General features: G+C 72.4%; 18 protein-coding genes and 1 pseudogene. 2 read left to right on the top strand and 17 right to left on the bottom strand.

From position 1 onward, the window contains the following. Positions 1 to 206: 206 nt before the first annotated feature. On the bottom strand, positions 207 to 968 hold the full coding sequence (locus AB0398_RS01785) for an isoprenyl transferase (protein ID WP_366371495.1): 762 nt from the start codon (positions 966 to 968) through the stop codon (positions 207 to 209). Between the two features lie 126 nt (positions 969 to 1,094). Between AB0398_RS01785 and mgrA the strand changes: the two genes are divergently transcribed. Then, a complete protein-coding gene (mgrA, locus tag AB0398_RS01780) occupies positions 1,095 to 2,132 on the top strand; it encodes an L-glyceraldehyde 3-phosphate reductase (RefSeq protein ID WP_366371493.1) in 1,038 nt (345 codons plus the stop codon). A gap of 265 nt (positions 2,133 to 2,397) precedes the next feature. Here mgrA and AB0398_RS01775 read toward each other — a convergent pair whose 3' ends face one another. Continuing rightward, entirely contained in the window at positions 2,398 to 3,135 is a 738-nt protein-coding gene (locus AB0398_RS01775; RefSeq protein WP_366371491.1) for an A24 family peptidase, read from the bottom strand. A gap of 40 nt (positions 3,136 to 3,175) precedes the next feature. Between AB0398_RS01775 and AB0398_RS01770 the strand changes: the two genes are divergently transcribed. Further along, entirely contained in the window at positions 3,176 to 3,577 is a 402-nt protein-coding gene (locus tag AB0398_RS01770; RefSeq protein ID WP_366371489.1) for a DUF192 domain-containing protein, read from the top strand. Here the strand turns inward: AB0398_RS01770 and AB0398_RS01765 are convergent. The 15 genes and pseudogenes from AB0398_RS01765 to cpaB all read right to left on the bottom strand — a co-directional run bounded on the left by AB0398_RS01765 (position 3,549) and on the right by cpaB (position 15,451). Further along, positions 3,549 to 4,667, bottom strand: coding sequence for a hypothetical protein (locus AB0398_RS01765; RefSeq protein ID WP_366371488.1), 1,119 nt, complete (start codon positions 4,665 to 4,667; stop codon positions 3,549 to 3,551). The two genes, AB0398_RS01770 and AB0398_RS01765, sit on opposite strands and share 29 nt — an antisense overlap. Positions 4,668 to 4,857: 190 nt before the next feature. Beyond that, positions 4,858 to 5,061, bottom strand: coding sequence for a hypothetical protein (locus AB0398_RS01760; RefSeq protein ID WP_366371486.1), 204 nt, complete (start codon positions 5,059 to 5,061; stop codon positions 4,858 to 4,860). Between the two features lie 21 nt (positions 5,062 to 5,082). Further along, positions 5,083 to 5,661 (bottom strand): hypothetical protein, encoded by a 579-nt coding sequence (locus AB0398_RS01755; protein WP_366371484.1) that lies wholly within the window; start codon positions 5,659 to 5,661, stop codon positions 5,083 to 5,085. A 434-nt stretch (positions 5,662 to 6,095) separates the two neighbouring features. After that, positions 6,096 to 6,470, bottom strand: a complete 375-nt coding sequence (locus AB0398_RS01750) for a hypothetical protein (protein ID WP_366371482.1) — start codon at positions 6,468 to 6,470, stop codon at positions 6,096 to 6,098. Positions 6,471 to 6,964: 494 nt separating this feature from the next. Further along, on the bottom strand, positions 6,965 to 7,588 hold the full coding sequence (locus tag AB0398_RS01745; RefSeq protein ID WP_366371481.1) for an OmpA family protein: 624 nt from the start codon (positions 7,586 to 7,588) through the stop codon (positions 6,965 to 6,967). A 9-nt stretch (positions 7,589 to 7,597) separates the two neighbouring features. Then, the gene (locus AB0398_RS01740) at positions 7,598 to 8,170 is read right to left on the bottom strand and encodes a hypothetical protein (RefSeq protein WP_366371479.1); all 573 of its coding nucleotides are present in this window, start codon (positions 8,168 to 8,170) and stop codon (positions 7,598 to 7,600) included. Positions 8,171 to 8,184: 14 nt separating this feature from the next. Beyond that, a pseudogene (locus AB0398_RS01735) lies at positions 8,185 to 8,784 on the bottom strand (pilus assembly protein TadG-related protein); the annotation flags it as partial. Positions 8,785 to 8,822: 38 nt separating this feature from the next. Next, positions 8,823 to 9,041 (bottom strand): Flp family type IVb pilin, encoded by a 219-nt coding sequence (locus AB0398_RS01730; RefSeq protein ID WP_366371477.1) that lies wholly within the window; start codon positions 9,039 to 9,041, stop codon positions 8,823 to 8,825. Positions 9,042 to 9,409: 368 nt separating this feature from the next. Then, positions 9,410 to 10,297: a DUF5936 domain-containing protein gene (locus AB0398_RS01725; RefSeq protein WP_366371475.1), complete on the bottom strand. Its 888-nt coding sequence runs from the start codon at positions 10,295 to 10,297 to the stop codon at positions 9,410 to 9,412. Between the two features lie 12 nt (positions 10,298 to 10,309). Next, entirely contained in the window at positions 10,310 to 11,254 is a 945-nt protein-coding gene (locus AB0398_RS01720; protein WP_366371473.1) for a type II secretion system F family protein, read from the bottom strand. A gap of 43 nt (positions 11,255 to 11,297) precedes the next feature. Further along, a complete protein-coding gene (locus tag AB0398_RS01715; RefSeq protein WP_366371472.1) occupies positions 11,298 to 12,641 on the bottom strand; it encodes a CpaF family protein in 1,344 nt (447 codons plus the stop codon). After that, positions 12,638 to 13,105, bottom strand: a complete 468-nt coding sequence (locus tag AB0398_RS01710) for a TadE/TadG family type IV pilus assembly protein (RefSeq protein ID WP_366371470.1) — start codon at positions 13,103 to 13,105, stop codon at positions 12,638 to 12,640. The genes AB0398_RS01715 and AB0398_RS01710 overlap by 4 nt, the downstream gene beginning before the upstream one ends. Continuing rightward, positions 13,102 to 13,470 carry a TadE/TadG family type IV pilus assembly protein gene (locus AB0398_RS01705; RefSeq protein ID WP_366371468.1) on the bottom strand — a complete coding sequence of 123 codons (369 nt, stop codon included), beginning with the start codon at positions 13,468 to 13,470 and terminating at the stop codon, positions 13,102 to 13,104. Before AB0398_RS01705 ends, AB0398_RS01710 begins: the two co-directional genes overlap by 4 nt. A 3-nt stretch (positions 13,471 to 13,473) precedes the next feature. Continuing rightward, positions 13,474 to 14,736, bottom strand: coding sequence for a P-loop NTPase (locus AB0398_RS01700; RefSeq protein WP_366371466.1), 1,263 nt, complete (start codon positions 14,734 to 14,736; stop codon positions 13,474 to 13,476). Positions 14,737 to 14,743: 7 nt separating this feature from the next. Continuing rightward, a complete protein-coding gene (gene cpaB, locus AB0398_RS01695; RefSeq protein ID WP_366371464.1) occupies positions 14,744 to 15,451 on the bottom strand; it encodes a Flp pilus assembly protein CpaB in 708 nt (235 codons plus the stop codon). Positions 15,452 to 15,555: the final 104 nt, after the last annotated feature.

Here is a 15,555-nt window from a genome sequence, read left to right as displayed (position 1 = left end):
ATGCGCGGGCCGGACCACGGCCCTCCACGTCTCCCGTGCGTGTCCCGCACGGTCGTCCTGGTGCAAGGGGCCTCCCGGGTGGCGGTCTCCGTGCCGCTCACTTCACCAGGGATATGCCCTCGAACGAGCTCTGCCATGCCATGGCATATGACGACGTGTTCGTGAACACGAGGTGATCGGTTCCGACCGGGGTGGCGGGTGGTGCGTCAGGTCCCGTAGCGCCGGTGCCGGGCGGCGTAGTCGCGCAGCGCCCGGAGGAAGTCGACCTTGCGGAAGGCCGGCCAGTGGACCTCGCAGAAGTAGTACTCCGAGTGGGCGCTCTGCCAGAGCATGAACCCGGAGAGCCGCTGCTCGCCGCTGGTGCGGATCACCAGGTCCGGGTCGGGCTGGCCGCGCGTGTAGAGGTGCTCGGAGATGTGCTCGACGTCGACGATCTCGGCGAGCTCCTCGAAGCTCGTGCCGCGCTCGGCGTGCTCCAGGAGCAGCGAGCGGACCGCGTCGGCGATCTCCTGGCGGCCGCCGTAGCCCACGGCGACGTTCACGAGTATCCCCGTGTTGTCCCGGGTGGCCTCCTGGGCCTCCTTCAGGACGGACTGGGTGCGGGCGGGCAGCAGGTCCATCGTGCCGACGTGGTGGACCCGCCAGCGTCCGTCGGCGGCCAGCGCGCGCACGGCGTTCTCGATGATGCCGAGCAGCGGGACGAGCTGCTCCTCCGGCCGGCTCAGGTTGTCCGTGGAGAGCATCCAGAGCGTGACGACCTCGACGTCGGTCTCGGCGCACCAGCCGAGCAGCTCCTGGATCTTGTCCGCGCCGGCCTTGTGTCCCTGCTCGGGGGTCCCGCCGGACGCCTTGGCCCAGCGCCGGTTCCCGTCGAGGATGACCCCGATGTGCTTGGGCACCTGGGCGTGGTCGAGACGGCCCTCCACCCGGCGTGCGTAGAGCCCGTACACCAGGTCGCGCAGGTTCACCGTTCTTTACCCCTCTGTGCAGCGACGGACCCCAGGCATCGGCGGTCCGCAGGCGGCCACACTACTGCGCGGGGGCCGCGGGCTCCCAGCCCGGGACGGTCACAAGTCCGTGATAAGCAGAGATACGTGACTGATTCCTCCCCGTACCGCGCTTCCGCGGACCGCTACGACACCATGGAGTACCGCCGCACGGGCCGCAGCGGCCTCAAGCTCCCGGCGGTCTCGCTCGGCCTCTGGCACAACTTCGGCGACGACCGCGCGCTCGACTCGCAGCGCGCGATCCTGCGCCGCGCCTTCGACCTGGGCGTCACCCACTTCGACCTGGCGAACAACTACGGGCCGCCGCCCGGCTCGGCCGAGCTGAACTTCGGCAAGATCTTCGCCCAGGACTTCGCCCCGTACCGGGACGAACTGGTCGTCTCGACCAAGGCCGGCTATCTGATGCACCCCGGCCCGTACGGCGAGTGGGGCTCCCGCAAGTACCTGCTGTCCTCGCTCGACGCCTCCCTGGACCGGATGGGCCTCGACTACGTCGACATCTTCTACTCGCACCGCTTCGACCCGGAGACCCCGCTGGAGGAGACGATGGGGGCCCTGGCCTCCGCCGTCCAGCAGGGCAAGGCGCTGTACGTCGGCGTCTCCTCCTACACCGCCGAGCAGACCGCCGAGGCCGCGCGGATCCTGAGGGAGATGGGCGTCCCGGCCCTCATCCACCAGCCCTCGTACTCGATGATCAACCGCTGGACCGAGGAGGACGGCCTCCTCGACACCCTGGAGGCGGCCGGCATGGGCTGCATCTCCTTCGTGCCGCTGGCGCAGGGGCTGCTGACCAACAAGTACCTGAAGGGCATCCCGGAGGGCTCGCGGGCCACCCAGGGCAAGTCCCTCGACCCGAACCTGCTCTCCGACGAGGTGCTGCGGCGCCTGCGCGGCCTCGCGGACATCGCGGAGCGGCGCGGCCAGTCCCTGGCGCAGCTCGCGCTGTCGTGGGTGCTGCGGGACCCGCGGATGACCTCGGCGCTGATCGGCGCGTCCAGCGTCGCCCAGCTGGAGGAGAACGTGGCCGCGCTCGCCGGCGCTCCCCTGACGGACGAGGAGCTGACGGAGATCGACTCGTTCGCGGTCGACACGGCGGGCACGAACATCTGGGCCGGCCGGGGCTGACGCCCCGGGCTCTCCCCCGGAAAGAAAAAACGGGCCGGTCCGTGGGGGGGATACGGACCGGCCCGAGGGGGGGTTTCCACCATAACCCTTCGATAGTCGTCCCGCGCGCCACGTGCGCCCGAAGTCCCGCCCGGAATCCCCCGGAACCCGGGCGGGACAAGGGATGTGGGGCCTCGTGGCGGGTTTACGCCCCGGCGTGGCGGCGGGGTTCCGTCCCTCCCAAGGGGGACCGCGCGACGTTGACGCGGAGGTCTCCGGCGAGCCGTCAGGGGACGGCGGTGAACGCGCCGAGGAGGAGGCCGAGCAGGCCGCCCGCGAGCATGAAGGGCCCGAAGGGGATCGCCGAGGAGCGGTCGGCCCGCCGCAGCAGGACCAGGCCGAGGCCGTACACCGCGCCGAGCAGGAAGCCGGCGAACGCCCCGGCGAAGAGGACCCCCCAGCCGTACCAGCCCAGGGCCGCGCCCAGCGGGAGCGCCAGCTTCACGTCGCCGAAGCCGAGGCCGCTCGGGTTGACCAGGAAGAGCACCAGGTAGCCGCCGCCGAGGGCGAGCGCGCCGAGCAGCGCGTGGAGCCAGGAACCGGCGTCGTACGGCAGGAGCTCGGCGGCTCCGAGGAGCGGCGGCAGGGCGGCGGCGAGCGGCAGGGTCAGTCCGTCCGGCAGCCGGTGGACGCGGGCGTCGACGCAGCCGAGGAGGACGGCGAAGGGCGCGGCGAGCAGCCAGACCGCCAGCTCGGGCCGGGGCGTACCGGTGACGGCGGCGAGCGCGGCGCAGACCAGGACGGTGAGCAGCGGGGCGGCGACCGGGGCGGCGGTCGCGCAGTCCCCCCGGCCGGGCCCGCCGAGCCAGCCCCGCGCGGGCCCCACGAGCACGTGCCCGGCGGGGCAGCGGTCCCGCCACGGCTCCTCCGGTGCCACGGCGAGCCGGTGGGCGGCACGCGGGACGAGCAGCCCGGCGGCGGCGCCCCACAGGGCGGCGACGGCGATCAACAGCGAGACGTCCACGGGCAGACCCTAGGCAGCCGAGGGGGCTACGGTCTGGCGCATGGGGAAATGGAAGGACGGGACGGGGACGTTGGCGGCGTCCGGAGACTCGGCGGTCCCCCTGGAGGTGGCGGCGTCGTACCGGGCGCGGCGGCGGGGGCTGCTCGGGCGGGACGGGATCGCGGGGGCGCTGCTGATCGTCCGGACGAACAGCGTGCACACCTTCGGCATGCGGTTCGCGATCGACGTGGCGTACCTGGACCGCTCCTTCCGGGTCCTCTCCGTGGTCACGATGCGCCCGGGCCGGCTGGGCATGCTCCGGCCGCGCGGCCGGCACGTCCTGGAGGCGGAGGCGGGCGCGATGGCGGGGTGGGGGGTGCGGCGGGGGGCACGCGTGCGCGTGGATCTTCCTGAGGGCCCGACCCGGGGAGGTCCTACGGAGGGCCCGACCCGAGGAGGGTGAAGGCGCCGTACGCGGCGGAGGCGAGGGCGAGGGCGGCGAGGACCGGGGCGGCGGTGCGGGTCCTGAGCCGCGCCAGGGCCGCGGCGGGCGGGAGCAGCAGTCCGAACGCGGGCATCATCAGGCGCGGCCGGGAGCCGAAGTAGGCCGCGCCGACGAGGGAGACCAGGACGACGCCGATCGTGTACACGAGCAGGGGCAGCGGCTGCCGCTGCCGTACGCAGAGGACGACGAGCCAGGCGAGCAGGGCGAGGGCGGCGGTCAGGCCGAGGGCGGCGGGCCAGGGCAGGCCGGCGATGAACCGGGCGAGCGCGAGGCCGCCGTCGATGGAGTTGCCCCAGGCGGCCTGGACCTCGAAGTAGGCGGTGGGGCTGTCCTCCCGTACGCCGACGTACACGACGTACCCGAGCCAGCCCAGGGGGGCGATCAGCACGCCGGCCACCGTGCGGGCGGGCAGGCGCCGGTCCCGTACGAGGGCGGCGAGGGCGGTGATCCCGAGCGCGGCGATCAGGGCGGCGGCCGTCGGCCGGGTGAGCCCGGCGGCGGCGCAGAGGAGGCCCGCGAGGATCCAGCGGTCGCGCAGGACCGCGTACAGGGACCAGGCGGCGAGGGCGGTGAAGAGGGTCTCCGTGTACGCCATGGACTGGACGAACGCGGTCGGGTACACGCCCCACAGGACGGCGAGCAGGACCCCGGTCCTCGGCCCGAAGGCGTGGGCGCCGCACTTGTGGATGCCCCCGGCGGCGACGAGCCCGGCGGCCCAGGAGACGAGGAGCCCGGCGGTGGCGGCGTCGAGGGGCGACACGGCGGACAGGCCGCGCTCCAGGGCCGGGAGGAGCGGGAAGAAGGCCAGGTCGGAGTGGACGTCCCCGTCGGGGAGGACGGTCTCGTACCCGTAACCGTGCTCGGCGATCCGCACGTACCAGACGGAGTCCCAGCGGCCCTTGAGCCGGTGCAGCCCGTCCTCGCCGGTCGCGGCGGCGGCGATCGCGAGGACGGCGAGACCGATCACGCGGGTGGCGGCGTAGCCGCCGAGGGCGAGGAGGAGGGGGCGGAAGGGACGGCGGGGGCCGTCGGGACGGGGCGGGGGCATGGGTTCGATTATCGATTCCGGGCGGCGGAGGCGGGGCGGCGGGGGCGACGCCCCGTCCCGGGCGGGCTCAGTCGAGGAGGCGGGGCCGACGCCCCGTCCCGGGCGGGCTCAGACGAGGAGACGGGGCCGACGCTCCGCCCCGGCCGGGCTCAGACGAGGAGACGGGGCCGACGCTCCGCCCCGGCCGGGCTCAGACGAGGAGGCGGGCCACGACGACGAGGGCCACCAGCGCGGCCAGCGCGACGGCGGCGATCAGCCGGACGCGGTTCCCGGAGGGCCACGCGGCGACGTGCGGCCCGTCGTGCCCGGGGACGACGAAGAACACCCGGTGGGGGTCCGAGGCGAGGGTGACGCGTGCCAGGGACAGATGGCGCAGGGTGACCCGGCGGGCCACCTCGCCCTCGTGCCGGACGAGTCACGGCTCCAGGGTCCCGGCCACTTCCCCGTCGGTGTCGCGCGCCAGGACGGACCGCGCGCCGACCACGCGGACGTCGGTCCAGGCCCCGTGGTCGCGGGCGCTCTTCCACGCCCCGTACGGCAGGTCGGGGGAGGCGATCCTGACCTTCACGTCGAGCGGGCTCCTGGTGACGACGCCCTCGGTCCACGTCACGGTCCGCGCGGTGCCCCCGCAGCGCCGATGGGGGACGGTGCCCGTCCGGTCGCAGTCGGAGCAGGCGCGGGAGCCCGAACCGCCGCACCGGGCGCAGGTGGTCCTGCCGCGTCCGCCGCAGTCGGCGCACGCCGAGTTCGCGGTGCCGCACCGGCCGCACCTGACGCGGCCCACCCGTCCCTGCTGCCCCGCGTCCGGCCGGCCGTACGTCGGACGGCTGCGGCGACCGGTGCCGTCGCACCACAGGCAGCTCGCCACCCCCTGGCACCCGCCGCAGGCCTCGGCCGGGACGCACGGCAGCTCACCGCTGCCCTTGCAACGGTCGCAGGCCACCAGGCCATTGCCGCAGTCGCAGGGCCGGTCGTCCACCGAACCGCGCCGCACCAGTCTCAGCGTCGTCTCGACGGCGGGGTCCTCGGGGGGGCGGTATGCGGTACGAGTCGAGGGCGGAGCCGTACACGGGCCGGTCCGACAGGTCGACGAAGCCCTGGTGGAACCGCTCCTCCTCCGCGCGGGTCTCCAGGGAGCGCAGGACCCGCCCCTCGATCAGGAGGTGCCGGGTGACGACCGCCTCCCCGGGGGAGAACGGGCCGGTCCCGCCGCGCTCCTCGACACGGCGCCGCACGGCCGCCAGGACGTCCTCGTCGCTCAGCACGCTCGCGCCACCCCCGGTCCGCGCCGGAGCGCGTCAGCCTCGGCGTGTCCGCGAAACGATATCCAAGTACCCCTGGGGGATGGCGAGTTAAATAAGGCGGGAGGTGGCGGAGGGGACGGCGGAGGGGAAGGCGGAGGCCCCGGCGGAGGCTCCGGTGAGGGGATCAGCCGAACGGTCTCATACGGGCGAACCTGCCGGCCATGACGGGGCCGAGCCGGTGGACGAGGGCGTGTCCGGGCTCGTGCGGGGAGGGCAGGTCGCCCAGGAAGGAGGTGACGATGACCTCGTCGACGCCGAGGACGCCGCGACAGCTCTCCTCCTCAAGGAAGGCGAGCGTGCGGCGCCAGTCGGGCGCGGCCGGGTCCTCGCCGAGGAAGGAGCGGACGGTGTCCTGGACGACGTCCCAGAAGAACACGTGCGGAAGCACGCCGCCCTGGTGGAGGACATGGGTCTCGTAGGCCTCGCGGAACTCGGGAATCCGGGTGACCAGGTCACTGACCAACTGCACACTCGGCGTCACGCTCGGCGTCGTCGTCATCCGTCCAGGATGCTCCCGCCCGGCGACCGCGTCCCGCCGCTTTTGCGCTTTCCTGGGAACGTCTTTCGCGGGGTTTTTCCCCGGGGGCGCGAAGTGTCCCCCTTCCGTGGAGCGTCGGCCGTATGTGCGAGTTGGCGGTACGCGGCGGCCCTCGACGAGGGTGGGGGCAGGGCGCTGTCCACCAGCAGCCGAGAGGAAAAGGTTTTCCCGGCATCCATGGGGCCCCCACGCCTCCGAGCAACCACCGGCAGCCGGGCCCCGGTTCGCCCACGGTCCGTTCCCGCCGCCTCCTCGGCGGCTGCCCCGAGGGCGGGGCTGGTTCGCCCGCGCCGACCGGCACCTCGGAGACGCCTTCCCAGGTCTCCTCGGACGGGCCGGCCTCGACGCCCGAGGAGTCCGGGAAGTCGTCGGCCGACGACGGCTCCGCGCCTCACTCCGCGTCCTCGAACGCGGCGCCCGCGGGACGGCGGCTGCGAGCCCGACCCGGCTGTCGCTCAGGGAGTGGCGGCGGGCGGTGTGGTGCGCGGGAAGGAGATCTCGACCCGGCGGTTCTTCTTGCGGCCCTCTTCGGTGGCGTTGTCGGCGATCGGGTAGTCCTCGCTGTAGCCGCGGATGTCGAAGGTGGTCCCGGGGCCCAGGCTCCGGGCGAGCACCTGCTGCACGGCCACGGCGCGCTGCTTCGAGAGCTTCAGGCCGTGCTCGTACGTCCCGAGGTTGTCGGTGAACCCGAAGACCCGGACCCGCCCGGATCCCTGCTTGTCGATCTCGGCGGCGATCGCGGCGATCCGGCTCGTGGCGGCGGCCCCGAGCTTGGCGCTGTCCTTCGGGAACAGCACCTCGGCCTGGAGCGCGAACGTCACGTCCACGTTGGTGTCCTGCCGGCGCTGCGCGCCGCCCTCCTCCTCGACGATCTGCTTGATGTCGAGGACCTTCGGGGCAGCGAGGACGGCTCCGTCGGGCAGCATCAGACCCGGCGCGCTCTCGTCGATGACGGGCACGGGGGACGCGGTGCCGGCGGAGCCGGGCGGGTCGTCGGCGTGGGCGAGCGGCACGGAGACGGGCCACAGGACCACGGAGACGAGGGCGATTGCGGCGAGGCGGCAGGGTGTCGTCGTCATGGCGTCGCCTCAGGAGAGTTTGAGGGTGGCGGGTTCGAAAGTGGGGAGTTGGAAGGAGACTTCGGTGGTGGAGGTGGGGGGGGCGGGGAACTGGAGGAAGACGGCGGCTGCCTCCCCTGCGGAGAGGATGCTGAGTGCAGAGGTTGTCAACGGTCGACCGTCCGTGTCACGCAGAACGTAGTACCTCTTCTTGCCGACGGAGTCGACGAGCGTGGCGCCGCCCAAAGAGTTGCCGTGCTTCACCACTTCGGTCTCATCCCCACTTGCCTGGGCGGGAATGATGCTGGAAGAGTCTGACGTATTTTTCAACTGCCCTTTGATGGTGAGGAAGCCACCCAAGTCCCGCTCTGCCGAGGTAAGCGTAAGCTCCAGCCCCTTCTGGCCTTTGAGGACGGCCAGCTCTTCCACCGGCTGCTCGGCGCCCGGTTGCTCTTTGCTCGACTGAGACGTTTGAGGGGAAGTGGCGGTCGCGGCAGGCTTGTCCGCCTTCGGCTTCTCATCAGCTCCGCAGCCGACCGCGAGGAGAGCCACCGACGCGACCACGAGGGAAGTCAGCCCTCTTCGCGTATAACGAACATTCATGAAGCGTGCTTCCTTTACTCGTCGTCACCAGACAGTCGAACAGTGAAAAGGTGGGCGACACTGGGCAGCTCGGGATCTTCGGGATCAATATCCCAAACCTCGCCGTCACAAGTAAGCCCAGTGATCGGCTCCGGTTCCGGTTCCTCCTCCGGCCCCGTCGGCTCGGGGCCAGGCTCGGTTTCCTCCGGTGTCGGCACTTCCGGTGCTTCGAAGCTGCACTTCGGCTCGATTACGGCTTTCGCAGAAGCGGTAGCACTCTGCGCTTCCGCATCCGTCGTCGTTACTGTGACGCTGAATCCCTCATGCTCCCCGGACAGGCGCGCACAACCACCACCCGAAATTCTCGCGCCGTTTCTAGCAGCGAAGATGGCCGCCTGCTGGCATGCGGAGGGGGTAGTGAAGCCCTCCCCCCCAAGGAACCCGTCCCACTGCGCAGGGTCGAGGATCACGTCGAGCCACCCTTCGCGCAGCTGGTCCCGTGCGTCCTGGGCGGCTGCAAGCGCCGCTGCGTCCGCAGCAGTCTGAGCGCTATTGCGAGTGGCGGCGGCCTGCCCGAACGCAAAGTAGACGAAGGATAAGAACAGGAGGCCCGCTATGACGGCAATGTAAGCGGGGAATGCCTGACCGACATCGTCACGCGACCGAAGCGCAGCTACTTCCCACCGGTCAGATCGGCGATCTTCTGCGTGATGGCATTCTTGATCGACTGCCCGATGTCCGTCCCGGTGATCGCCACCACAATCGCCACCACCACCACAATGATCCCCAGATACTCCACCGCCGTCTGCCCCCGGTCCCCCGTCCTGGGCTTCGTGCGAGTGGTCAGTTCGACCCTGGCCTTGGTCAGGGCCTTCAGCATCGCGTCGTTCATCGTGGTCCCCTCCGCGTTCGGACGCCTGCGCTCCGGAACGGTATGCCCGTGGAGCCGTCGGTGCACAGGGTCCCCGGGCCCATTCGTCAGGTCGGGTCATGGGAGGGACCTCGTGCCCCGCCAGGAGGTTATGGCCTCGGCGCCGGTGCGGGTGTGGAGTTCGGCGAAGATTCGGTTGAATCGGTCGAGGTGATTCTTGACCGGTTTCCCCGCGGCCAAGCATGTCGCGGCGATCCGCTGCCCGTCGAGACCCGTGCTCCTCAGGTCCATCGCCCCCCGCCTCCCCTCGCTCTCAGTCCGCACTGTGGCACACTCCGTTGCATCCGCGAAGCCTTTTGGGGGAACAGATCTTCGGACGCACCCCCGGCTCACTCGCCCGTCACCGAGCCGAAGTCCGTTCCCGTGCCCAGGAACAGGCCCGCGCCGAGGAGGATCATCGTCGCCGGGACCATCAGGGTCGTGATCACCATCGTCGCCTTCGGGACCGCCTTCGCCGCCTTGCGGCGGGCGTTCTGCGCGTCCGTGCGCCGCATGTCGTTCGCGATCTGGATCAGGGTGTCGACGATCGGGGCGCCCAGCTCCTCGCCCTGCTGGAGCGCCGTCACGAACTGCGCCACCTGTTCCGAGTCGTTGCGGCGGCGCAGTTCGTCGAAGGCCTGGCGGCGGCTGACGCCCATGTCCATCTGCCGCAGGGTGATGCGGAGTTCGTCCGACCACGGGCCCTCGTACTTCTCCGCGACCCGTTCGAGCGCCTGGCGGAAGCCGAGGCCCGCCGAGACGACGACGGCGAGGACGTCCAGGAAGTCCGGCAGCGTGCGCTCGATCTGGTCCTTGCGGATGCGGACCGCCGACCAGATCCCCACCTCCGTCCAGAACGCCCCGAAGGCCAGCAGGAGCAGTGCCGTGAGGTACGAGCCCTTCGACAGCATCAGGAGGGCGCCCAGGGCCCCCAGGAAGCCGTACACCGCCCGGCGGGCGCCGTAACGGTCGATCGTCAGGCCGCCCGGGTTCCCCGCCAGGTCGATGCGGCGGCGCACCGCGCTGACCCGCTTCGGTCCCATCAGGCGCAGGACGGACGGCGACCAGCGCATGCCCAGGCGGTCGACCGCCGAGTCGACCGCGCCGGTACGGGTCGCGCCGACCTCCAGGGCGAGCCGGAGGTCGTCGGGGAGCTTGGCGTCGGCCCGGTAGAGGCGGACGCCATAACAGGCACCGGCGACCGCCAGGCCGGCCAGGAGGGCGAGGAGGAGTTCCACGGCGGTCCGTCCCTACACGTCGATCTTCGAGAAGCGGCGGATGATGACGAAGCCGACCGCGTACAGGGCGAACGCGGCGATCACCGCGAACTGCCCGAGGCCCGAATCCGTCATCCGGTCGAGGGCTCCCGGCTGCATGTTGTCGATGAGGAGCAGCGAGCCGACGCCGATGACGGGGACCGAGTACGCCGTCATGCTCACCTGTGAGAGCTGGGTGCGGACCTCGCGCCGGGTCTCCTTGCGCTCCTCCAGGGTCTCGGTGAGGTTCCGCAGGGAGGAGACGACGGTGCCGCCGGCCCGGTTGGCGAGGACGAGCGTGGTGACGAGCACGACGAGTTCGCGGGAGGGGAGCCGTTCGGCGAGTTCGCCGAGCGCGTCGTCGAGGGAGGTGCCGACGGACAACTGCTGCGCCACCTTCTCCAGCTCGTCGCCGGCCGGGGCCTCCAGCTCGTCGGCGGCCAGGCTGAGGGCCATCCGGAGGGCGAGGCCCGCCTGGGTGGCGTTGGCCAGGATGCGGGAGAGCTCGGGGAGCTGGTTGATGAACTTCTCGATGCGCTTCTGCCGCTGCCAGTTGAGGTAGCCGAGGGCCACCCAGATGCCGAGGAATCCGCAGATCGGGCCGAAGAAGGGGGACAGGAGCGCCTGGCCCCCGGCCCAGAGGACCGCCACGGTCGCCGTGAGGGCGACGGTGAACTCGCCGGGCGTGACGTCCAGGCCGGTGGCCGCGATCCGCCGCTCCAGCCTCCGGCCGAGGGCGGTCCCACGCACCCTCCGGTCGACGCCCCTGAAGTGGCGCCTGCGGCGGCCGGCGGTCTCGGGCGCGGCCGTCTCGTCGAGGCGGGCGACGAGGGCCGCGTGCCGGCGGGCCCCGCTCGCGTACAGCTGGACGCCGGTCACGCCCAGGACGCAGCAGAGCAGCGCGACGCCGATCGTCAGCCAGAAGGGGTCGGTCGTCATTCCGCCTCCCGGACGGACGTGTGCCCGCCGTATCCGTCGGTCTTCATTCCGCCTCCCGGACGGCCAGGTGCGCGTCGGTCGCCGCCACGCCGAAGGCCTGCGGGAGGGGCTGCCCGGCCAGGTAGAGTCGTTCGGCGACCCGGCGCGGCAGCGGGTGGTACGTGAACCGCCCGTACACCCGTCCGTCGGCGGCGAGCGGCTGGGCGTGGAAGCGGCAGACCGTGGCGAGCAGGAAGCGTTCGCGGCCGTGCGAGGCGAGGACGGCGATCTCGGTGATCCGGCGGGTGCCGTCCGGGTGCCGGGTGAGCTGTACGAGGACGTCGACCGCGCTGTTGATCTGGTCGCGCAGGGCCTCGAACGGCACCTTCACCTCCGACATGGAGGCGAGGGTCTGGAGCCGCATCAGGGCGTCCTCCGCGGAATTGGCGTGCACGGTGGCGAGGGAGCCGTCGTGGCCGGTGGACATGGCCTGGAGCATGTCGAGGGTCTCGCCGCCGCGGACCTCTCCGACGATGATGCGGTCGGGGCGCATGCGCAGGGAGTTGCGTACGAGGTCGCGGATGGAGATGGCCCCCCGGCCCTCGATGTTGGGCGGCCGGGCCTCCAGGCGGATGACGTGGGACTGCTGGAGCTGGAGCTCGGCCGAGTCCTCGATGGTGATGATCCGCTCGCCGTCCGGGACGAGCCCGGAGAGGGCGTTGAGGAGGGTGGTCTTCCCGGTGCCGGTGGCGCCGGAGACGATCAGGTTGAACTTGGCCTGCACGAGCCCCGAGAGCAGGAGCAGCATCTGCTCGTCGAGGGAGCCGAGGCCGATCATCTCGTGGAGGGTGTACGCGCGCGGGAAGCGGCGGATGGTGAGGGTCGCGCCGGTGAGGGACAGCGGCGGGATGATGACGTTGACGCGCTCGCCGGAGGGCAGACGGGCGTCGACCATCGGGTTCGACTCGTCCACGCGGCGGTTGACGGTCGAGACGATCCGCTCGATCGTCTGCATGAGCTGGTCGTGGGAGGCGAAGCGGAGCGGCAGGAGTTCCACGCGGCCGTTGCGCTCGATGAAGATCTGGTCGGGGCCGTTCACCATGATCTCGGTGATGGAGGCGTCTTCGAGGAGCGGTTCGAGGACGCCGAGGCCGAGGGCCTCGTCGACGACCCGGCGGATCAGGCGGGCGCGCTCGGCGGTGGAGAGGACCGGACCCTCGCGGCTGATGATGTGCCCGAGGACGCGCTCCAGACGGGCGCGCCGCTCGGCGGCGGCGAGCGCGGACATCTCCGTGAGGTCGATCTCCTCCAGGAGCTTGGCGCGGAAGGCGGCGACGAGGTGCCCGTCCTCACGGGCAGCCGCCGCGCCGCTCTCCTCGGGGGCGTTGATCCGGGAGCGCAGGCTCACGGCAGGTCCTCCTCGTCGGGCATCGGCATGGTGGCGGTCTTCTTCACGGAGCCGAGCCCCTCCCAGAAGGGGACGACGGAGGGGATCTCGACGGTGACGGTGTAGGTGGCCTCCCCGCTCCCCCCGCCCCGGGAGACGGAGGAGCGGCTCGCGATCCAGCCGCTCACGGCGGCGCCGGCGGCCGCTTCCGGGCTCGGCGCCTCCTCGTCGTCGCTGCTCGCCGCCCGGGCCGCCGCCCGCGCCGCCGTGCCCGCCTGCTGGGCGGCGTACGCGGCGATGCCGAGCTGGAGGCCGGCGAGGCCGACGAGGAGCAGGATCGGGAGGAACCCGAGGTACTCGACGGCCGCCTGGCCCCGGTCGCGGGCCCGTCCGGGCCGTGGTCGTTCGCCCGTGTCGCGGGCCCGTCCGGGCCGTGGTCGTTCGCCCGTGTCGCGGGTCCGTCCGGGCCGCTGCTGTTCGTTCATGGCGTGGCCCCCTCCCAGATCGCGCCCGCCTTGCCCTCCACCGTGAACAGCCCTCCCACGCCCGGGACCAGGACGGGAACCTCGATCCTGACCACCACGGTCACCATGCCTCCGGAAGGGGATCCGCAGTCCGGGCTCGCGCCGGCCGCCCACGCCCCGTCCAGGTGCCGCATCACGGCCTCCTCGCAGTCGCCGCCCACGGCCGCCGCCCGCGCCCCCTCGTCCGCCGCGTTCCCCGCCAGGCTGTACGTGTACCCCACCAGGACGACCTGCCAGAGCAGGGCGAGGGTGAGCAGGATCAGCGGCACCATGCCGAGGAACTCGACCGCCACCTGCCCCTCGTCGTCGCCCCCGTGGCCGCGCATCGGTCAGCGGCCCCCGGTGCGGCGGCGCAGGCCGAGGGAGCCGCGGTCGCCGCCGGAGCGGGCGAGCTGCTTGCCGGGCTGTCCCGCGGCCCGGTCCGCCCGGACGAGGCCCAGTTCGCCCGCGAGGGACCAGAGCGCCTGCTTGACCGTCGACCTGGCGTCGAGCTCGTGGAGGCGGCCGGCGTCGACGACGGCCTGGAGCTCCTTGAAGTGCGCGGGGACGGAGACGCCGGCGACGCGGGTCCCGGTGATCTTCTGGACGAGCGGCGGCTGGATCTCGCTGGAGCGGTGCTGCCGGTTGACGAGGGTGACGGTCTCCTCGGCCTTGCGGACCTGGAGCCGTTCCCACATGCGTACGGTCCGTTTGGCGGCCCGGACCGCGACCACGTCGGGGGTGGTGACGAGGAGGGCGGTGTCGGCCATCTCGATCACGGCGGCGTTGGCGCCGTCGAGCCGGGAGCCGCAGTCGACGACGACGACCTCGTGGCGGCCGCGCAGGGCGCTGACGGCCTGGCGGGCGGCGCGGTCGGTGACCTCCTCGCCGCGTTCGCCCTCGGCCGGGGAGAGGAGCAGGGAGAGGCCGGTCTCGTGGACGTAGACGGCGTCCTGGAGGACGCGGGGCGAGATGTCGGTGATGGCGGCGAGGTCGGCGACGGAGCGCCGGAACTGGACGTCGAGGTACGAGGCGACGTCGCCGCTCTGGAGGTCCATGTCGACGAGGGCGACGCTCCGGCCCGAGGCGCGGGCGGCGAGGGCGAGGTGGACGGCGGTGACGGTGGTGCCGACGCCGCCCTTGGCGCCGCTGACGGTGACGACGGTGCCGCCGGGTCCGGTGACCTGGTCGGGCCCGGTGCCGAGGTGGCGGCGGACCCCGGCGGACCACTGGGCGGCGGCCTGGACGCGGCTGGCCAGCTCCTCGTACCCCAGGGGCAGGGTGACGAGGCCGCGGGCGCCGGAGTCCATGGCGGCGGAGAACAGCACGGGGCTGGCGTCGGCGGTGATGAGGACGACGCCGACGGCGGGGAAGCGGAGGGCGACCTCGCGGACGAGTTCGAGCGCGGGGACGGGCCCGATCCGCTCGTGGACGAGGACGACCTCGGGGAGCTCGTCGAGGGAGGCGGCGGCGAGGCGGGCGAGGGTGTCGACGAGCTGGGTGGAGTCGGCGACCGGCGGGGCGGGTTCGGCGTCGGGCAGCTGGCTGAGCAGCGTGGTGACGGACCGGGCCGCGTCGGGGTCGCCGACGGCCGGCAGGATCCTCGTGGTCATACCGGCCTCACTTGTCCTTGTCGAGCGTGTAGGTGCGGTCGCGCTGGTCGACGGGGGCGCCGCCCGTGGAGGGGGCGACGAGGGCGAGGCGTACGTGCTCGGCGAAGGACTCGGCGTACGCGACGCGCTGGGTGTCGAGGGTGGAGAGCGCGAAGGTGATGGGGACGGTGGAGGTGGCCCGGTCGGCGCGGTCGGAGCGCTCGGAGGCCGGGGTGAGCTTGCCGACGTCGAGGACGCGGGCGCCGGAGACGATCATCCGGGACTGGTCGGGGTCGCCCTTCTTCTCACCGTCGAAGGTGGCGTAGATGTTGACGGTGGCACCGGCCGTGATCTTGCCCGCGACGCCGGTGCCGGCGTCGATCATGATGGCGATCTCCTGCTGGCCCGGCTGGAGCGCGGGCCGGTCGACGATCATGTCCTCCTGGAGGAGGGAGCCCTTCTTCAGTTCGGTGACGGCGATCTTGCCCCGGATCAGCGCGAGGTCGGTGACCGCGGTCCCGGAGAGCCAGCGCTTCGGCATCGTGATCTTCTCGAACTGGCTCGTCTTCAGCGGCTCGTAGGGCCTCACGTTCTCCGTGATCCGGTACGCGGTGGTCTCCGGGCCGACCTTGGAGTTCACGTCGCTGATGACGGCGAGCACGCCGGCGAAGGCGCCGAGGGCGCACAGGACGGAGAGCAGCAGCAGGATCACGCCGCGGCGCTGGCGGGAGTTCATGGCCGTACTACCTCGATCGGAGACGTGGGTCCGGACGGACGGAGACGGTGGGCTGGCGGGTGCGGGCGTACGAGGACGGGCCGGTGTACGGGGGCGGGGGCCGG

Origin of the sequence: Streptomyces sp. NPDC086147 (assembly GCF_040702165.1) — a bacterium.
Classification (GTDB): domain Bacteria; phylum Actinomycetota; class Actinomycetes; order Streptomycetales; family Streptomycetaceae; genus Streptomyces.
Note: the sequence above shows the minus strand (reverse complement) of the source record. Positions and strands in the feature narration are given on the sequence as shown.

What these genes read in the sequence shown, in the direction of transcription:
- AB0398_RS01765 (WP_366371488.1), bottom strand. Translation starts at nt 4,667, where the DNA reads ATGCCCCCGCCCCGTCCCGACGGCCCCCGCCGTCCCTTCCGCCCCCTC.
- AB0398_RS01750 (WP_366371482.1), bottom strand. Translation starts at nt 6,470, where the DNA reads ATGACGACGACGCCGAGCGTGACGCCGAGTGTGCAGTTGGTCAGTGAC.
- AB0398_RS01770 (WP_366371489.1), top strand. Translation starts at nt 3,176, where the DNA reads ATGGGGAAATGGAAGGACGGGACGGGGACGTTGGCGGCGTCCGGAGAC.
- AB0398_RS01720 (WP_366371473.1), bottom strand. Translation starts at nt 11,254, where the DNA reads ATGACGACCGACCCCTTCTGGCTGACGATCGGCGTCGCGCTGCTCTGC.
- AB0398_RS01705 (WP_366371468.1), bottom strand. Translation starts at nt 13,470, where the DNA reads ATGCGCGGCCACGGGGGCGACGACGAGGGGCAGGTGGCGGTCGAGTTC.
- AB0398_RS01745 (WP_366371481.1), bottom strand. Translation starts at nt 7,588, where the DNA reads ATGACGACGACACCCTGCCGCCTCGCCGCAATCGCCCTCGTCTCCGTG.
- AB0398_RS01710 (WP_366371470.1), bottom strand. Translation starts at nt 13,105, where the DNA reads ATGAACGAACAGCAGCGGCCCGGACGGACCCGCGACACGGGCGAACGA.
- AB0398_RS01700 (WP_366371466.1), bottom strand. Translation starts at nt 14,736, where the DNA reads ATGACCACGAGGATCCTGCCGGCCGTCGGCGACCCCGACGCGGCCCGG.
- cpaB (WP_366371464.1), bottom strand. Translation starts at nt 15,451, where the DNA reads ATGAACTCCCGCCAGCGCCGCGGCGTGATCCTGCTGCTGCTCTCCGTC.
- AB0398_RS01740 (WP_366371479.1), bottom strand. Translation starts at nt 8,170, where the DNA reads ATGAATGTTCGTTATACGCGAAGAGGGCTGACTTCCCTCGTGGTCGCG.
- AB0398_RS01730 (WP_366371477.1), bottom strand. Translation starts at nt 9,041, where the DNA reads ATGAACGACGCGATGCTGAAGGCCCTGACCAAGGCCAGGGTCGAACTG.